Here is a 14,404-nt window from a genome sequence, read left to right on the forward strand (position 1 = left end):
GGCCATGCTTGGAATCAAAGCTCCCAGGCGGCGCGGCTCCCGAGATGATGGCGAGAAGCCATTCTGGATTTCGTTCTCGGATTTGATGACGGCGTTGATGGTGCTGTTTCTGGTGGCTATGGCTGTGGCCCTGATGGCGGTCACGCAGGGCTTGCAGCAGATCAAGAAGGCGACAGAGGAGCGCGACAAGACCATTGAGAGCTGCGTCGCCGATGTGGATGCGTTGACGAAACTTGATGTATTCAAGGGCGTCACCGTGCGCGGCCACTCCATCGACTTCGGCACCTTGGTCCAGTTCCAGGACAATGCGCACAAGTTCGAGAATCCTGACGACGAGCACTTCGTCCGCAAGTTCGTCCCACGCGTGCTGGACGTGGCCCGATCGGCCAAGTGCGACAAGTGGTTGAAGCGAGTTGTGGTCGAGGGCTTCGCGAGCAAGACGGGCGATTACCTGTTCAATCTGAATTTAAGCTATCTGCGCTCGCAGCGGGTGCTCTGCGCCTTGCTGAGCACGCAGCCACCGGACGCACTGTCGGCGGCTGACCGCGCGCTGATCCAAACGCTATTCTTGGCGGGCGGCTCGTCCTTCAATACGACATCGAGCAGCGCGGCCCAAATGCGGCGCGTCGAAATTAAGCTGGAATTTCGCGATTTGGGCTCAGCCAAGGAGCCGCCACCCGATATTCCATTGGACCCCGGGCTGAGATGCCCCAACGACCGATGATCGACGCCCTCGCCATCCTTAAAACTGCGCTCACGCGATCCTTCGCGGGCAGCTTGGTGTCGCCCGAAACATGGTCGGACCCGGAGGAGATGGCCCGCGCGCGCAAGCGCGTCCAGCACGACCATGGCGGGGCGGCCATCGCCGCCGATTCTCGCTCGATCTTGGCCGCGATCGCGGATTTCAAGAGATCAGGTCAGATCGGCGGATTCCGTGATCTCAAATATGTTTGCCTTGGCATCGGGGCATTGGACAGCAAAGGTTGGTCTGTGCTGGCGGACGAGGTGCTGCGGGGCACTGTCGCCCGCATGGCCGAGCAGCAGTCGCAGGCGCATCGGCGACTGCGATGCTTCCAAGCTCTGCTGTCGACTTATTTCTCATTTCCCTTCAACAGCAAGGATGCAAGTCTCGAATCGAAGACGGGGTGGCGCGGCCTGCGCGGATGGCTTCGGGCCGAGCGCGACCGCATAGGAAAGCTCCTCGACTTCGAGCCCCCTTGGTTCGAAACGCTGTTGCGCCATCCAGAATTGCTGACCAACCAGCCATGTGACAAGTTTGGCTCCGATCTTCTCCGGGGCGACGCGTCGAGTTTCAATGACGCTCGGGATGGGTTGTCGATCCCGGAGACTTCATGGGTGATCGACGAGGCGGTGTTCGCCCAAATGAAAGCCGCCGCGGACCTTAGAGATCCGCTGTTCAAATCTGCGTTGCCCGATTTGCTTGCGATCGCTATGGGACGCTCGGGCGTTTCTATCAGCGAGTCCTTGAGAATTCGATGCGTCGCCCATCTGGTATCGCGCTATGCGCGATGCGACGATCGGCCCGAGCAGCCTGCGTTGCGGGACGCCGCCACATCGACGATTGGCAACCCATGGCTTCGACGGACCCATTGGGACGCGTATGTCCGTGTTGGCGACAAGGCTGATGATCAGGCGCGGGAGATGGTGTTCTTTTGGCTCAAAGAGCGGCTGGTCGCCGACTTCTTCGAGCTTCTCAGCGTCGATGGAATCAACGACAAGAGGCGAGTGGCTTACTGGCTGAGGTTTGTGCCGTTTGTGGAGGACATGTGGTTCGCGCTGGGCTCTTCGGCGTCGAGCCGACGAGGGGGGAAATTTGGCGAGTTCCGCGAGAGGGCAAAGGGGCGCTTGCTGAATCTTGAAGGCACCACGGCCGACAACAACGCGTTTGTTATGCGAATCGGCGCCTACTTGGCCGTCGAGTTTGGCGCAGGCGGGAATGCCTTCTATCTGTTTCGATGGGATTCGCTGAGCCCCTCACTTTTGCAATCCCTCAACTCCGGGCGGGCGAGCGAAGGGGTCCACATCACCGAGCTCAAGGGTGATGACAATGAAGACACGATCCGCCACCGCGACTCGCCGGTCGCATTGAAGAGCTGGGAGCAGAAGTTCGACGACAAGTTGACTAAGCTCATCGGGAAAAAGCCGGAAACACGGCCCGCATGTGTGCCGGACCTTGAAACCTTGGTCGCTGATGGGCGCGTCGAGGTGAAGGATCTTCGAGGCGCTGGCGGCGCTCTTTGGGTTTACGAAACCGAGCGCTCGTCGCATCTCGCTAGGAAACTGCAAACCATGGGATTTTCCTTCAGGGCCGGCCGTGGCTGGTTTAAGGAGTAGGCAATGGTCTGGTCGCCTTTCAAATCAAAAGACAAAGCCGCGGCAAGCCTTCCGGCAAAGAGACCCGCCACGCTGTTGGTTTCTTGGGACCGCGACGGAGCATATTTCCGTCCCGAGCCGGTGTTCGATAATTGGCTTTCGCAGCCGATGTCCTTTGCGGTGGGCGCCGAGCTTGTGCTTCTGCTTCGCCAGCTAGAAGAGGAGGGGTTCACTGAATTGCATGCCGATGGCGCCAGCCTCTCGTGGTCGAACTACTACACGCTGCTGGAATCTCCGGAGCACTGCGACGCTCTCGGTCTTTTGGGGTTGCCGGGGCAGAAGGCGTGGAAGCCGATCCTGTCAAGCAACGGCACGCTCACGGATGCCAATTTTTCGGTCAGCATTCAAGGGTGGCTCGATCCCCATGGGCAGCGACCAAATGGAAACGTAGGCATCGAGGGCGCCGTGCTGACTGCGGGGGGCAAGCCTGCGATCCTGCCAGAGGCGGCTTGGCGAATGGCGCAGGCTATCGCTGAGCAGCGAAACCGCAAGGCTGAGGATCGCACGCCGGATGTCAACAAGCGGGATTGGTCGACCATCCGGGGCCATGCTTCTCGCGCGGGCGCTGACCTGACCGACTATCTGCGCAAGACAGTGGTCCTGACGCCCGAGCGTTTGCGAATCGACCTCCGCAAGGGCGACGTGATTGGCGACAAACTGGTGGAGGTGATGCCGGGATTCGATGGCGCGCCACCGCGCTGGCTCGAATTGTTCGATCGCTTCGACGCAGTGCCGGAGCGCTATGAAATTCCAGACGGCAACGGCCTGATGCATGTGCTGTTGTCGGAGGAGGCGCGGACGGTGCTGCGGGAAATCAGACGCATGCCTGGCCGGCGCATCGCAGGGGAGCGCGCCGAGGCTTTTGTCCGCAACCCATTCGCCACCTTGGGGCCGGATGCCGCCAAGGTTATTGACCCCGAGCAGTTCGAGCGCGCGAGAGAGGATGCCGGCATCGTGTTCGCACGCTTCACCGCCAAGGTGTCACGCGACGATAAAGGTCATCCGTACGAGGTGTCGCTTGTCGTCGAGGAGACACTTCGGGGCGCAGTCCGAGCTGAACAATTGAAGTTCGAAGGCCCGGTCGCGTTAGACGCATTTCTCAAAAAACTCGACGGCAAAATAGCGGCTGGTGCGCAGTGCTGTCACTGGCAGGGCTTCGACCTCGAGATCTTGGGCGACACGCCAGCTCAGGTGGCTTTGTTGCGCGGCGCGCTGAACGACTGGCGACGCCCAGGCCTCATAAGCGCGGCCGACATCTTCGACCTTTCGAAATACTCCGAGCGCGTGGGCGGCTTTGGGGTCGAGAAGCCCTATTACTCGCCTTTCATCGCCAAGAAGAGCGAGGACGCCGGGTGGTTTCCCGAAAATGTCGATTTGGGTTTGTGCTTTGAGCCTGAGGGCGGTGGTGAGACGGTTGCCATCGCGCTGGACGACAGGAATCTGAAAAGCTTTCGAGAAGAGCTCAACAAGGCTCGCCAAGAAAAGCGCGAGACTTTCGAGTTTCCGGGTTGCCCCAAGCCGGTGCCGGTTACATGGGCGGTCGACGCCCTGGAAACCTTGGGGCAGGTTCGTGAAGATGTTTCGAAGGGAACATTCGACCCGAAGAAGCCGACCGCCAAGGGGCGTGCCTCCGAGCGCAAGGGGCTGGTCGTCAAGCCCAACGTCGACGCTCTGGATTACGAGGAACGGCGCGGAATCCTTGCTCTCCCCGTCGAGCCCGCCGCGTTGCCATCCGCCATGCTCAGCCACATTGAGCTCAAAGAGCACCAGCTTGATGGCGTCGCGTGGCTTCAGCATTTGTGGCGGCACTCGCCCACCGCTTGCCGGGGCGCTCTGCTCGCCGACGACATGGGGCTTGGCAAGACCATCCAACTACTCACGTTCATGGCCGCAGCCATCGAACGAGAGACCGGCATCGATCCATTTCTGGTTGTGGCGCCGGTTTCGCTGCTCGAGAACTGGAAGGAGGAGATCGCCAAGTTTTTTGCGCCGGGCGCAATGAAGGTCCTGACGCTGTATGGCCCGGACCTGGCGTCCAAGAGGGTGCCCAAGTCAGCGCTCGACGAAGGGCTTGTCGAGGCGGGGTCGCCCAAGCTGCTGTCGTCGGGATGGCTCGGCTCCGCGAACGTGGTCCTGACGACCTACGAGACGCTTCGCGATCTAGAGTTTTCGTTGGCGGCGCAGCGTTGGTCGGCCATGATTTGCGATGAAGCGCAGAAGATCAAGAATCCCAACGCGTTGGTGACTCGCGCTGCCAAAAAGCAAAACGCCAGGCTGAAAATCGCCTGCACAGGAACGCCCGTGGAGAACACCCTCACTGACATCTGGTGTCTCTTCGACTTCATTCAGCCGGGGCTGCTCGGCGCGTTGAAGGACTTCGGCTCTAAATATCGTAGGCCAATCGAGTCCGAGACCGACGAGGAAAAGGCCCGCCTCGAAGAGCTGCGGGGCTTGATCGAACCGCAAAAACTCAGGCGTACCAAGGCGGAAGTCGCCAAGGACCTGCCCAAGAAGATCGAATTCGAGGGGTGCCGCGCATTGCCCCTGTCTCAGCGCCAGCGCGCGCTCTATGCAGACGCCGTTGCGCAGTTTAGGTCGAGGTCGGGCGGGCGCCAGGCGACAGGGATGCAATCTCCGTTGGGGCTTTTGCAATACTTGCGCCGGCTCTGTTCCGATCCCAGATCGCCCGGCCATCTTTCCACCGAGTCGGAGCCGCTCGCTGACGTCGAGCGGAACTCGCCCAAGATGGCGTGGATGCTGGGACATCTGCAAGAGATCAAGAAGGCGGGGGAGAAGGCCATTGTGTTCTGCGAGTTCAGGGATTTGCAACGGACATTGCAGCGGGCCATATCGGATCGCTTCGGCTTCGTCCCCGACGTGATCAACGGCGACACATCGGCGGACTCTGCCAACGCCAACAATCGTCAAAGGCGGATCAAGGCGTTTCAGGAGACGCCGGGCTTCGGCGTGATTGTGCTTTCACCGCTTGCGGTGGGGTTTGGCGTGAACATCCAGGCGGCCAACCACGTCATCCACTTCACCCGGACGTGGAATCCGGCTAAGGAGGACCAAGCAACGGACCGCGCCTATCGCATTGGCCAAGAGCGCAATGTCCATGTCTATTACCCTGTGGTGGTGGCTCACGATTTTCTGACGTTCGACGCAAAACTCGACACACTGCTCAACAAGAAGCGAGCGCTTTCGACCGACATGCTTAACGGGGCAGGGGATGTGAGCCCTGCTGACTTTGGAGATTTGGAGGCTCCCGATGGTGGCAATGCGTTCAGCAATGAGCCTCTCACGGCCGACGACGTCGGCGCACTCGATGGCGACGCCTTCGAAGCTTTCTGCGCGTTGTTGTGGACCAAGATGGGCTATGCGCGGACCATCAAGACTAAGCGTGTGGGCGACGGCGGTGTCGATGTAGTCGCCATTAAGCGCAGCGAAGGCGCGTTGATCCAGTGCAAAAGCTCGACCGTCGAAGATAAGGAGCTTGGGTGGGAGGGGGTCCGAGATGTTTCTGCTGGACGGGCCTCATACGCGGCTCGCTACCCTGGAATCACTTTCTCGATGGTGGCCGTTACCAACCGACGCTTCAATCAGGCCGCGAGACACCAAGCGGGAGTTTTGAACGTGGAGTTGATCGAGGGCAACCATCTCGCGGAAATGCTCGCACTCCATCCAATGAAGCGCGGCGAGCTTGAGAGGTTTCTGCTCGCTGGTTGGGGCGCCGTGTGACCGGATTGCCATCGTCTAAGCAGGCGTCGTTACCAAAGCGAAGTTCGGCGGCAGATACGATGTCTAGGCAATGGCCGCTGCCGATCAACAATGGATGGGTTCGGCGCGAGCCCCGACGGCGATCGGGTTGACCGCGGCAATCGCGTATAATTCTGGCGGGAACAAAAACGTTGAGGATCTGAAATGGCACGCGGCGAACTGATGAAAAAGTTGCTCGCGAGTTACGGGCAGGACGACGAGTTCCGAGCCGTCGCCGAGCAGATCATCCTGGAAGAAGAGCAGAAGAACAATCGGGTGCTCGCTCGCTCGCTGCGCCGCACCCTCGACAACGCGTCTGCAGTCGCCAAGGAAACGAAGACGCCTAAAACGCTGGCGCCGCTGATACCGTTTCCGGATGCGGCCGGCGAATTCGTCGAGAAAATTGAGCCGAACCGGACCCACAAGGACATTGCTCTCGCACCTGCCAACGTCCGAGTATTCCTCGGTTTGATGAAGGAGTTTCGACGTTCGGACGAAATCCTCAGGAAGGGGCTGCCGGTCCGCTCCAAGCTGTTGTTTTGTGGACCGCCCGGCTGCGGAAAGACACTGTGTGCTGAGGTTTTTGCGAGTGAACTCGGACTGCCCCTCTATATCGTCAAGCTTGATCGGCTGATTTCGTCTTATCTGGGCGAGACGGCATCGAACGTCCGCAAGATTTTCGATTTCGCGCGCAAGCATCCGTGCGTGCTGTTCCTCGACGAGTTCGATGCACTCGCTCGTTCGCGCGACGACACGTCCGAACACAACGAACTGCGTCGGGTTGTCAATAGTCTGCTCATCTTTATCGATAGGATCGAGCCGAAGGGATTCCTCGTCGCGGCCACGAATCTCGGTCAGGCACTAGACCCAGCAATCTGGCGACGTTTTGACGAGGTGATCTGGTTCGACCGGCCGGATACCCGCATGATCCGGCAGTTCTTGCGAATGAAATTCAAGAACGTCGAAATTACGTTCGATCCGATCTCATTTGGCCCGAAGCTGTCTGGGTACTCATACGCCGAAATCGAAAGGATATGCGTCCAGGCGATCAAAGCAGGCGTCATAGACCGCAGGAAAGAGGTGAGCGAGCGTGACTTCAGGATTGCGCTCGACGACGAGCGCCGTCGCAAGGCGGGGCGTGAGCGGATGAACGAAACTACATAACGGCATCCGCACAGATGCCCCACTACGAACACTTGCGTCTGGTTCGCCTGCCCGAGCAATTCGAGCGCAGAAAGCATGGGGGCGGCGGACCTCCTCCGCAGCGCGACCCGCGCACCCACAGTGCGCGTCTATCAGTTGAACTCGATAACACGATCGCTGCGCAGCGTGCGCGGCGTCGACCGGAGTTCGTTGATCCGGCGCTGATTCTGCGCGTCCGAATGGCTGGTGCGCTGCAAGAAGGCGCTTGGGAAGGGCTGGGACTCACGGTGTTGTCTTCTGACGCCGATCGCTCCCTTGTTCTTTTCGCCGATACCGACGACCTGCGTGATTTTCGACAGCGACTGAATCTTTACGCGCAGGGCGTACCGGCGGGACAAATTAACCCTGCCTACGCTGCGTTTGTTGCAAACATCGAATCCATCGGAGGCGTAGAGCCTCGCGACAGGATTGGAGTCAAGTTGCGAGAAGACGGATTCGCAGTCGAAACAGACTTTGTTGACGGGCAGCGGTATACGCTCGACCTTGAGCTGTGGGATTTCGGCCGGCGCGATCTACGGGAGCGGAAGCTTGATGAGATCGGCGCGTACATCGCTGCCCGTGGTGGCGAGGTGCTAGATCGCTACATCGGCCCGTCAATCTCGATGTTGAGAATGGTCGTCGAGGGTCCGGTAGTCAGGGCGCTGCTGGGTATCGACGTCGTCGCAAACATCGACCTCCCGCCACAGCCAGACATGGGCATGGCGGAGGCCTTGGCTTTAGACCTCGCTGGCATTCCCGATCTGAACCGCCTGGACGCTGATGCGCCGCTGATCGGTGTTATAGACAGTGGCATTAATGATCACCCGCTCATCGAAGACATTCTGGTGGGAGCGATTGGAGTCCCTGAGACCCTCGGTACCGCGGATGTATGGGGTCATGGAACTCGCGTCGGCGGCATTGCCGTTTTTGGCGACATCAAGGGGCAACTCGCGGCGGGGACGTTGAACCGCGGAGCGCGCTTGTGTTCCGCCAAAGTAGTCAATGACCAAGGTGGCTTCGACAATCGGCGCTTGGTTCCGTCCCAAATGCGCGAAGCGATCACGACACTGCATCGCCGTTTCGGCTGCAGGATCTTCGTCATCGCGTTGGGAGACAAGCGGCTTCATTACGACGGCGGTAAGGTCGGGGCGTGGGCGGCCACGCTGGACGAGCTGGTTCGTGAGCTTGACCTGGTGATCGTCGTTTCGGCAGGCAACCGGTATCCTCGTGGCGGCAATCGTGTCGAGCAGGCGGTAACCGAATATCCGGACTATCTTGTCGAAGCTGCTAACCGGTTTCTTGAACCCGCAGGTGCGATGAATGTAGTGACTGTGGGCGCGCTGTCGCACGGTACAGGCATCGCGCCGGAACTGGCTGATGACGTTCGTGTACGTCCGATCACGGGCGCACTTGAGCCTTCACCGTTCACACGGGTGGGACCCGGGATCGCTGGGTCGGTCAAGCCGGATCTCGTTGACTTTGGCGGCACGATGGTGTTCGACGCCGTTACCGCAAGTCTGCGCAATGGTGACGACCTTCCGAGTGCTGGCGTAGTCTCCCTGCACCATCTGCCGATTGAACAGCTGTTTACAGCGCGTTCGGGTACCTCATACGCAGCCCCTACTGTTGCATTCAAGGCAAGCCAGATTCTTTCGCTTTTGCCGAACGCCTCAGCTAACCTCGTGCGTGCACTTCTGGTTGGGGCCGCTCGAGTTCCGACTGAAGCGTCGGATCGTCTCGGCCTGCTGGGTGCCGACGCTATTGACCAAGTGTGTGGGCATGGGCTTGTGGATCTGGAGCGCGCTGCGTATTCAGACGACGCAAGGGTTGTTCTCTACGCCGAGGATGAGCTTGCGATTGATCATTTCGCCGTTTACGAAGTACCGATTCCAGCTGATTTTCAACAAACCCCCGGACGACGCACGGTTAAGGTGAGCCTAGCCTTTGACCCACCGGTGAGGCATACACGCACGGACTATGCGGGAATCGGAATGAGTTTTCGCCTGATCAGGGGGTGCGATGCTGAGGAGGTGTTCGAGCACTATCGACGGCGGAATGTGGCTGTCGAAGGTGCCGTGCCAGAAATGGCAGCTCGCTATGCTTGCAAGCTTGAGCCGGGTCCTCAAACCCGTGAAAAGGCAACCCTTCAGTGCGCCTCGGTTACCTTTCAGCGCGACGTCTCGGTCTATGGTGATCGCTACTATCTAGTGGTGCGCTGCGAAAGTGGGTGGGCTCAGGAGCTCGTGCAGAGCCAACGCTTCGCGGTGGTTGTCGAAATTAGTCACGAGCAGGACATTCGGCTCTACCAACAAATTCGCGTGCGCGTGCGGGCATGAGGGCTTGTTTTTACAAGATCCCAATCGCATCCAGCTTCGCCCGCATTCTGTCATGCCGAAGATGTCCGTAGTGTTTGTCGATCATCTCCGTTGACGTACCCGCCATGCGCGCAACTTCAAAACTATCGATGCCATTCGCAATCATCTCGCTGATTGCGGTGTGTCGAAGAGAGTACATTACGATCGTGGGTGGAAGCTTGGCAGCCTTGGCCGCTTCCTTGATGGGCTTTTTCCACGAATCCTTGTTCCAGCGTTGACCATACTCGGTTGTGAAAATCGAAGCGTCGGCGATCTTGTCCTTGGTTTGTTCTTTGAAGAACTGGATGGCGGACGACGAAAGGGACACGATTCGATGGCCGGTTTTACCGTCAAGGGCGAGGGTCCCTTGTTGCCGGTCGAAGTGTTTGACGCTGGCTTTGGCAAGCTCTCCAGGCCGAGCTGCGGTAAAGAGCATTGCCTTGACTAGCTGCCGGATGTCTGCGGCGCACGCTTCAATCAGCGCGCTTCGCTGATCTGCTGGTAGGAACGACTGCCTACGCCGCCCGACGTCTTTGAACTTCGTGACCGTTTTCCATCCCGCGTCGGTCGCAACGAGGCGATCATGTAGCGCAAGATTCAGGGCTGCTTTCAACGACGCAAGGTTGCGATTTGCCGAATCCTTGGCACGCCGGAGGTCGTCTTCGTCCTCGGCAGATTCTTCGATTGCGTTGATTTGCTCGGCGAGCCAGTCCTTCACGTGCGAGGTACGCAGCTTTGATAGATCGATGCGCCCGAGCTTGCTGTCGTAGACCAACCGTTTGAAACGGCCCTCGGCGTCCGATTTGCTGGAGGCGCCTTTGTGCAGCCCGAGATGCTTGACGTAGTGTTCGCAGGCATCCTTGACGGTCGTGGTCTTGGTGGACACCCCGGCGTCTGCCGCCTTCGACCATTCGAGGGTAGCCTTCGCCGCATCATCGAAGCTCGGGAGGGTGCCGAGCGCTTTGTATTCTTGCTTGCCCGCCTCGTTGCGTCTGCGAGCAACCCAGGTTCCATCTCCCTCGGCGAGCTTACGGAACCCGACGTAGAGACCGGATTGAACCCGAGCAAAGTAGGGTTCCCGGCGCGGGGGAAGCTTGTCGCGTGAGGTCTTGCTGACGATAGAGGTAGCCATGATTTTCGTACGGAAATGGTACGGAAATTTTAAGCTGGATCTCATTGGACGGCAATGTTCATATTTTCGAATAAAATCAATAGATTGGGGTGGCGTTCTGGATGTTCGTGGATGGCCGTGGACCCATATTCCCGCCCTCCGAAGGCAGGGGTTGCTGGTTCGATCCCAGCCGGGCGCACCATCCCTATTTCCGCAGACATCCCCTGAAATCCTGAAAAGCCCCGCCGGATAAGGCGTTGCGGGATTTTTGCGTCCGGGGAAAGCCGAGCTGATCCGAAGAAATCCGGCGTTTGCATGTGCCCTTCGGTGTACCCCAAAATGGTTTTTCCTCGACTTCGATTCTGGGGTACACCATGGGCCAGCTCACCGAGTTGCAGATCAAGCACGCGGAGCCTCGCGAGAAGGAATATTTCCTGCCAGATGGCGATGGGCTGTACCTTCGGATTCGACAGACGCGTAAGGTCTGGATCTACCGCTACAAACGCGACGGAAGAGAGATCAAGTTAGGGCTCGGCCGATACCCGATTATTTCGCTTGCGGAGGCTCGTAGAAAAGCCCGTGAGGAAATGAAGCGGCGAGAAGACGGGATCGACCCTCAAAAAGTTCGGCGCGAGAAGCGCGAGCAAGAGAAGGCAGCTCGGCTCAATACGTTTGAATTGGTGGCCCGAGAATGGCATAAGGCGTCGGAAAAGGATCGCCAGTGGTCTGCCAATTACGCCGAGAAAATCATCCGTTATCTGGAGCTGCACGTGTTTCCCTGGGTAGGGTTGACCTGCCGGGCGATTTTCGGACCAGTTGAAAGTTGAGAGAATGGCTTCCAACGGAGAAAGGAAGTCATGAAGAAGAGCCGGTTCACGGAAGAGCAGATGGTCACGATCCTGCGCGACGCTGACAAGGCGCCGGTCGCCGAGGTGGCGAAGAAGCACGGGATCAGCGAGCAGACGATCTACAACTGGCGTCAGCATTTCGGCGGGATGGAGGCAGCCGATGTGAAGCGACTAAAGCAGCTTGAGCAGGAAAATGCGCGACTGAAGAAGATGCTGGCGGAGCGTGATCTCGAACTCGATGTGATGAAGGAGATCAACGCAAAAAAGTGGTGAGCGCGCCCGCTCGCCGTCAGCAGGTTGCCTACGCGAAAGCGCGGGGCCTGTCGGAGCGGCGAGCGTGCGCGCTGATGTCGGTCGCGAGGTCGGCGCTGCATTACGAGTCGAAGCTGGCCGGGCGTGATGCGCCGGTGCTGGCGGCGATGTGTGTTCTGTCGGCACAGTATCCGCGTTACGGTTACCGTCGCATCCAGATTTTTCTGGATCGGCAAGGCCATCCGATGAGCGCCGACCGGGCTTGGCGACTGTGGCGGCTCGCGGGCTTGCAGGTGCCCCGCAAGCGCCCACGCAGGCGGGTGTCTGTGCACCGCCCTCGGCCTCAGCCGGCCACGGCGGCACGGCACGTCTGGGCCTATGACTTTGTGTTCGATGCCTGCGCCAACGGTCAGCAATTGAAGTGTCTGACGGTGATCGACGAATACACGCGCGAATGCCTGGCCATCGATGTGGCAGGGTCGATTCGCTCGGGACGGGTGATCGAAGTGTTGTCACGGCTGGTCAGCCTGCATGGTGCACCGCGTTATCTGCGTTCGGACAACGGGCCGGAGTTCGTGTCACGCGCCATTCTGAAATGGGCTGCCCAGAACGGCATGGATATGGCGTTGAGCGATCCCGGCAAGCCATGGCAGAACGGCGCTGACGAGAGCTTCAACGGCAAGTTCAGGGACGAATGTCTGAGCCAGGAATGGTTTCGGACACGGGTCGAAGCCAAGGTCGTAATTGAGCAATGGCGGCGTCACTACAATGCAATCCGGCCGCATTCGAGCCTGGCCTACCTGACGCCCAACGAGTTTAAGCAGCGACATTGTTCAACTAAAGCAACCGAGGCCGTTCTCCAAGATTGAAACGGTCCGAAGAAATCAGGCAGGTCAGGGTGACTTTCGGTGGAGGAGATCAAACCGACCGAGGTTGTGCGTTGCCTGCACCGCATCAAAGAGCGCGGTAATCTTGAAACCGCGATGCCGGTATCCGTCAAAATGGATGCTTAAAAGATGAAGTGTGTGCCCGCCTGATGAGCTAGTACTTCAAGGACGATTCGTTTCCGCTGAACGTCTTTCTTTCTGCGCCGAAAGGCGCGGGAGTCTTCGCCTGCTCCGTGCGTCCATCCCCCACACGTTGCTGGGGGATGCTAAAAAAGCGTCAATGTCGGCGACGCGCCATCCGGTTGAACCCGGGCCGAGCTTTAGTGGGGCGGGAAAGGCACCATCTTTCACACGCTTCGCAATGCGAAGGTCGGTAGTTCGACCCTCCACCGCTCCCATAATAATTTTTTGCAAAAAACTACAGCGAAAAGATCGTTACCTCCCACGTCGTACCCGCAAGAAGGTGGCGCCCCTCAATGCCTTGTCTAACGGGCCTCTCGCAGTTTTTTTCGATCCCCGCTGAGCCCTGTTTGTGTCGCGACACCCGCCGCGTTCACCCGAGCGATCGGCGCTGCATGGCTACCCGTTGTGTCGTCTTGGTTGAACCGGAGCGGCGCGTGAAATCGCCGAACACGACGCACCATGCCACCGACCCGATCCACGCAACGGGCGGTAAGCGATCCGAACCCCGGGCACCAAGCCCACCATCAAACAGCACCGTCTTTTGGAGGATGTTCGGGAGTTTGAATTTGCACCCGCTTGCCATAATGGCTGTCACCGTCACCCATAACGACCCGGGTACGCGCATCCGCAGGTGTCCCTGAGCGTCGCTTTATCCAATCAATGAGACAGCCGTGAAGCTTCCCTACACAATCGTATTGCCTACGGTCTATGGTCAGATGCTCGTCAACAGGCACGACATCAACCAGAGCAATGCCTTGATAAAGACCGGGGCGGCATATGACGTCCGCCAGATCGAGATAGCCTCGTTTCTATGCGAGCGGGCGCCCAGTGGAAGCGTAATGCTCGACATCGGCGCTAATTTCGGGGCGTACTCGTTGAGTTGCGCAAGGGCGCTCATGCCAAACGGAGGGAGCGTTCACGCATTCGAGGGGCAGCGCATGCTCGCCTATATGATTTGCGGTTCGGCCGCGATCAACAGCATCGAGAACCTTTATGTTCACCACGCCTGCGTGGGGAACGGCGTCGAGGACATTCCGATCCCGCATTTCGATTACCACAGCGAAATGAACTTCGGCAGCGTCGAATTCGGCGCCAACCAGACCGAGAGGCTTCATCAGCCACGCCTGCCGTCCACCGAAAACGTGCCGCAAATCAGAATCGACGACATGGACTATCGGCAGATCTGCTTCGCGAAGATCGACGTCGAGGGGATGGAGTACGACGTGCTCGTCGGCGCGAGCAAAACCTTCGAGCGTGAACGACCGGTGGCCCTTATCGAGTACATCAAATCCGATAAGGCTCAACTGGCCAACTTTTTCCTGCAGCTGGATTACAAGGTCTGGACCTGGGGAAGCGACCTGTTTTGCGTGCCCAGGGAAAAAGAAGCAAGTCTCGGCATCGAATTGCCGGCTATCGAAGGTCAGTGAATCCCGGAGC

10 protein-coding genes are annotated in these 14,404 nt (G+C 58.9%); 8 read left to right on the forward strand and 2 right to left on the reverse strand.

All coding sequences use genetic code 11. The features are described 5' to 3' along the window. The first annotated feature begins 4 nt into the window (after positions 1–4). The 5 genes from BLV92_RS01515 (at position 5) to BLV92_RS01535 (ending at position 9,668) form a co-directional block, all read left to right on the forward strand. Positions 5–724 carry a flagellar motor protein MotB gene (locus BLV92_RS01515; protein WP_090541621.1) on the forward strand — a complete coding sequence of 240 codons (720 nt, stop codon included), beginning with the start codon at positions 5–7 and terminating at the stop codon, positions 722–724. Then, a complete protein-coding gene (locus BLV92_RS01520) occupies positions 721–2,355 on the forward strand; it encodes an EH signature domain-containing protein (protein ID WP_167626993.1) in 1,635 nt (544 codons plus the stop codon). Before BLV92_RS01515 ends, BLV92_RS01520 begins: the two co-directional genes overlap by 4 nt. Before the next feature lie 3 nt (positions 2,356–2,358). Continuing rightward, entirely contained in the window at positions 2,359–6,132 is a 3,774-nt protein-coding gene (locus BLV92_RS01525) for an SNF2-related protein (protein ID WP_244283730.1), read from the forward strand. A 183-nt stretch (positions 6,133–6,315) separates the two neighbouring features. Continuing rightward, on the forward strand, positions 6,316–7,314 hold the full coding sequence (locus BLV92_RS01530) for an AAA family ATPase (RefSeq protein ID WP_090541625.1): 999 nt from the start codon (positions 6,316–6,318) through the stop codon (positions 7,312–7,314). Positions 7,315–7,328: 14 nt separating this feature from the next. Continuing rightward, positions 7,329–9,668, forward strand: a complete 2,340-nt coding sequence (locus tag BLV92_RS01535; protein ID WP_090541627.1) for a S8 family peptidase — start codon at positions 7,329–7,331, stop codon at positions 9,666–9,668. Between the two features lie 10 nt (positions 9,669–9,678). On the opposite strand, the gene BLV92_RS01540 is transcribed toward BLV92_RS01535, so the two are convergent. Then, a complete protein-coding gene (locus BLV92_RS01540) occupies positions 9,679–10,818 on the reverse strand; it encodes a tyrosine-type recombinase/integrase (protein ID WP_090541629.1) in 1,140 nt (379 codons plus the stop codon). 41 nt (positions 10,819–10,859) lie between these two features. Then, positions 10,860–11,114 carry a hypothetical protein gene (locus BLV92_RS31350; protein WP_143040638.1) on the reverse strand — a complete coding sequence of 85 codons (255 nt, stop codon included), beginning with the start codon at positions 11,112–11,114 and terminating at the stop codon, positions 10,860–10,862. Positions 11,115–11,171: 57 nt separating this feature from the next. On the opposite strand from BLV92_RS31350, the gene BLV92_RS01545 reads away from it, so the two are divergent. The 3 genes from BLV92_RS01545 (at position 11,172) to BLV92_RS01560 (ending at position 14,394) form a co-directional block, all read left to right on the forward strand. Next, complete coding sequence (locus tag BLV92_RS01545; protein WP_090541631.1) at positions 11,172–11,624, forward strand: tyrosine-type recombinase/integrase; 453 nt, start codon at positions 11,172–11,174, stop codon at positions 11,622–11,624. A gap of 30 nt (positions 11,625–11,654) precedes the next feature. After that, positions 11,655–12,766, forward strand: a protein-coding gene (locus BLV92_RS01550; protein WP_090541632.1) for an IS3 family transposase whose coding sequence is annotated in 2 segments (ribosomal slippage) — positions 11,655–11,904 and positions 11,904–12,766 — 1,113 coding nt in all. Because the reading frame shifts where the segments join, the coding sequence is not laid out codon by codon here. A gap of 872 nt (positions 12,767–13,638) precedes the next feature. Beyond that, positions 13,639–14,394, forward strand: a complete 756-nt coding sequence (locus tag BLV92_RS01560; protein WP_090541635.1) for an FkbM family methyltransferase — start codon at positions 13,639–13,641, stop codon at positions 14,392–14,394. The last annotated feature ends 10 nt before the right edge of the window (positions 14,395–14,404 follow it).

It is taken from the genome of Paraburkholderia caballeronis (genome assembly GCF_900104845.1).
GTDB classification, from domain to species: Bacteria; Pseudomonadota; Gammaproteobacteria; order Burkholderiales; family Burkholderiaceae; genus Paraburkholderia; species Paraburkholderia caballeronis.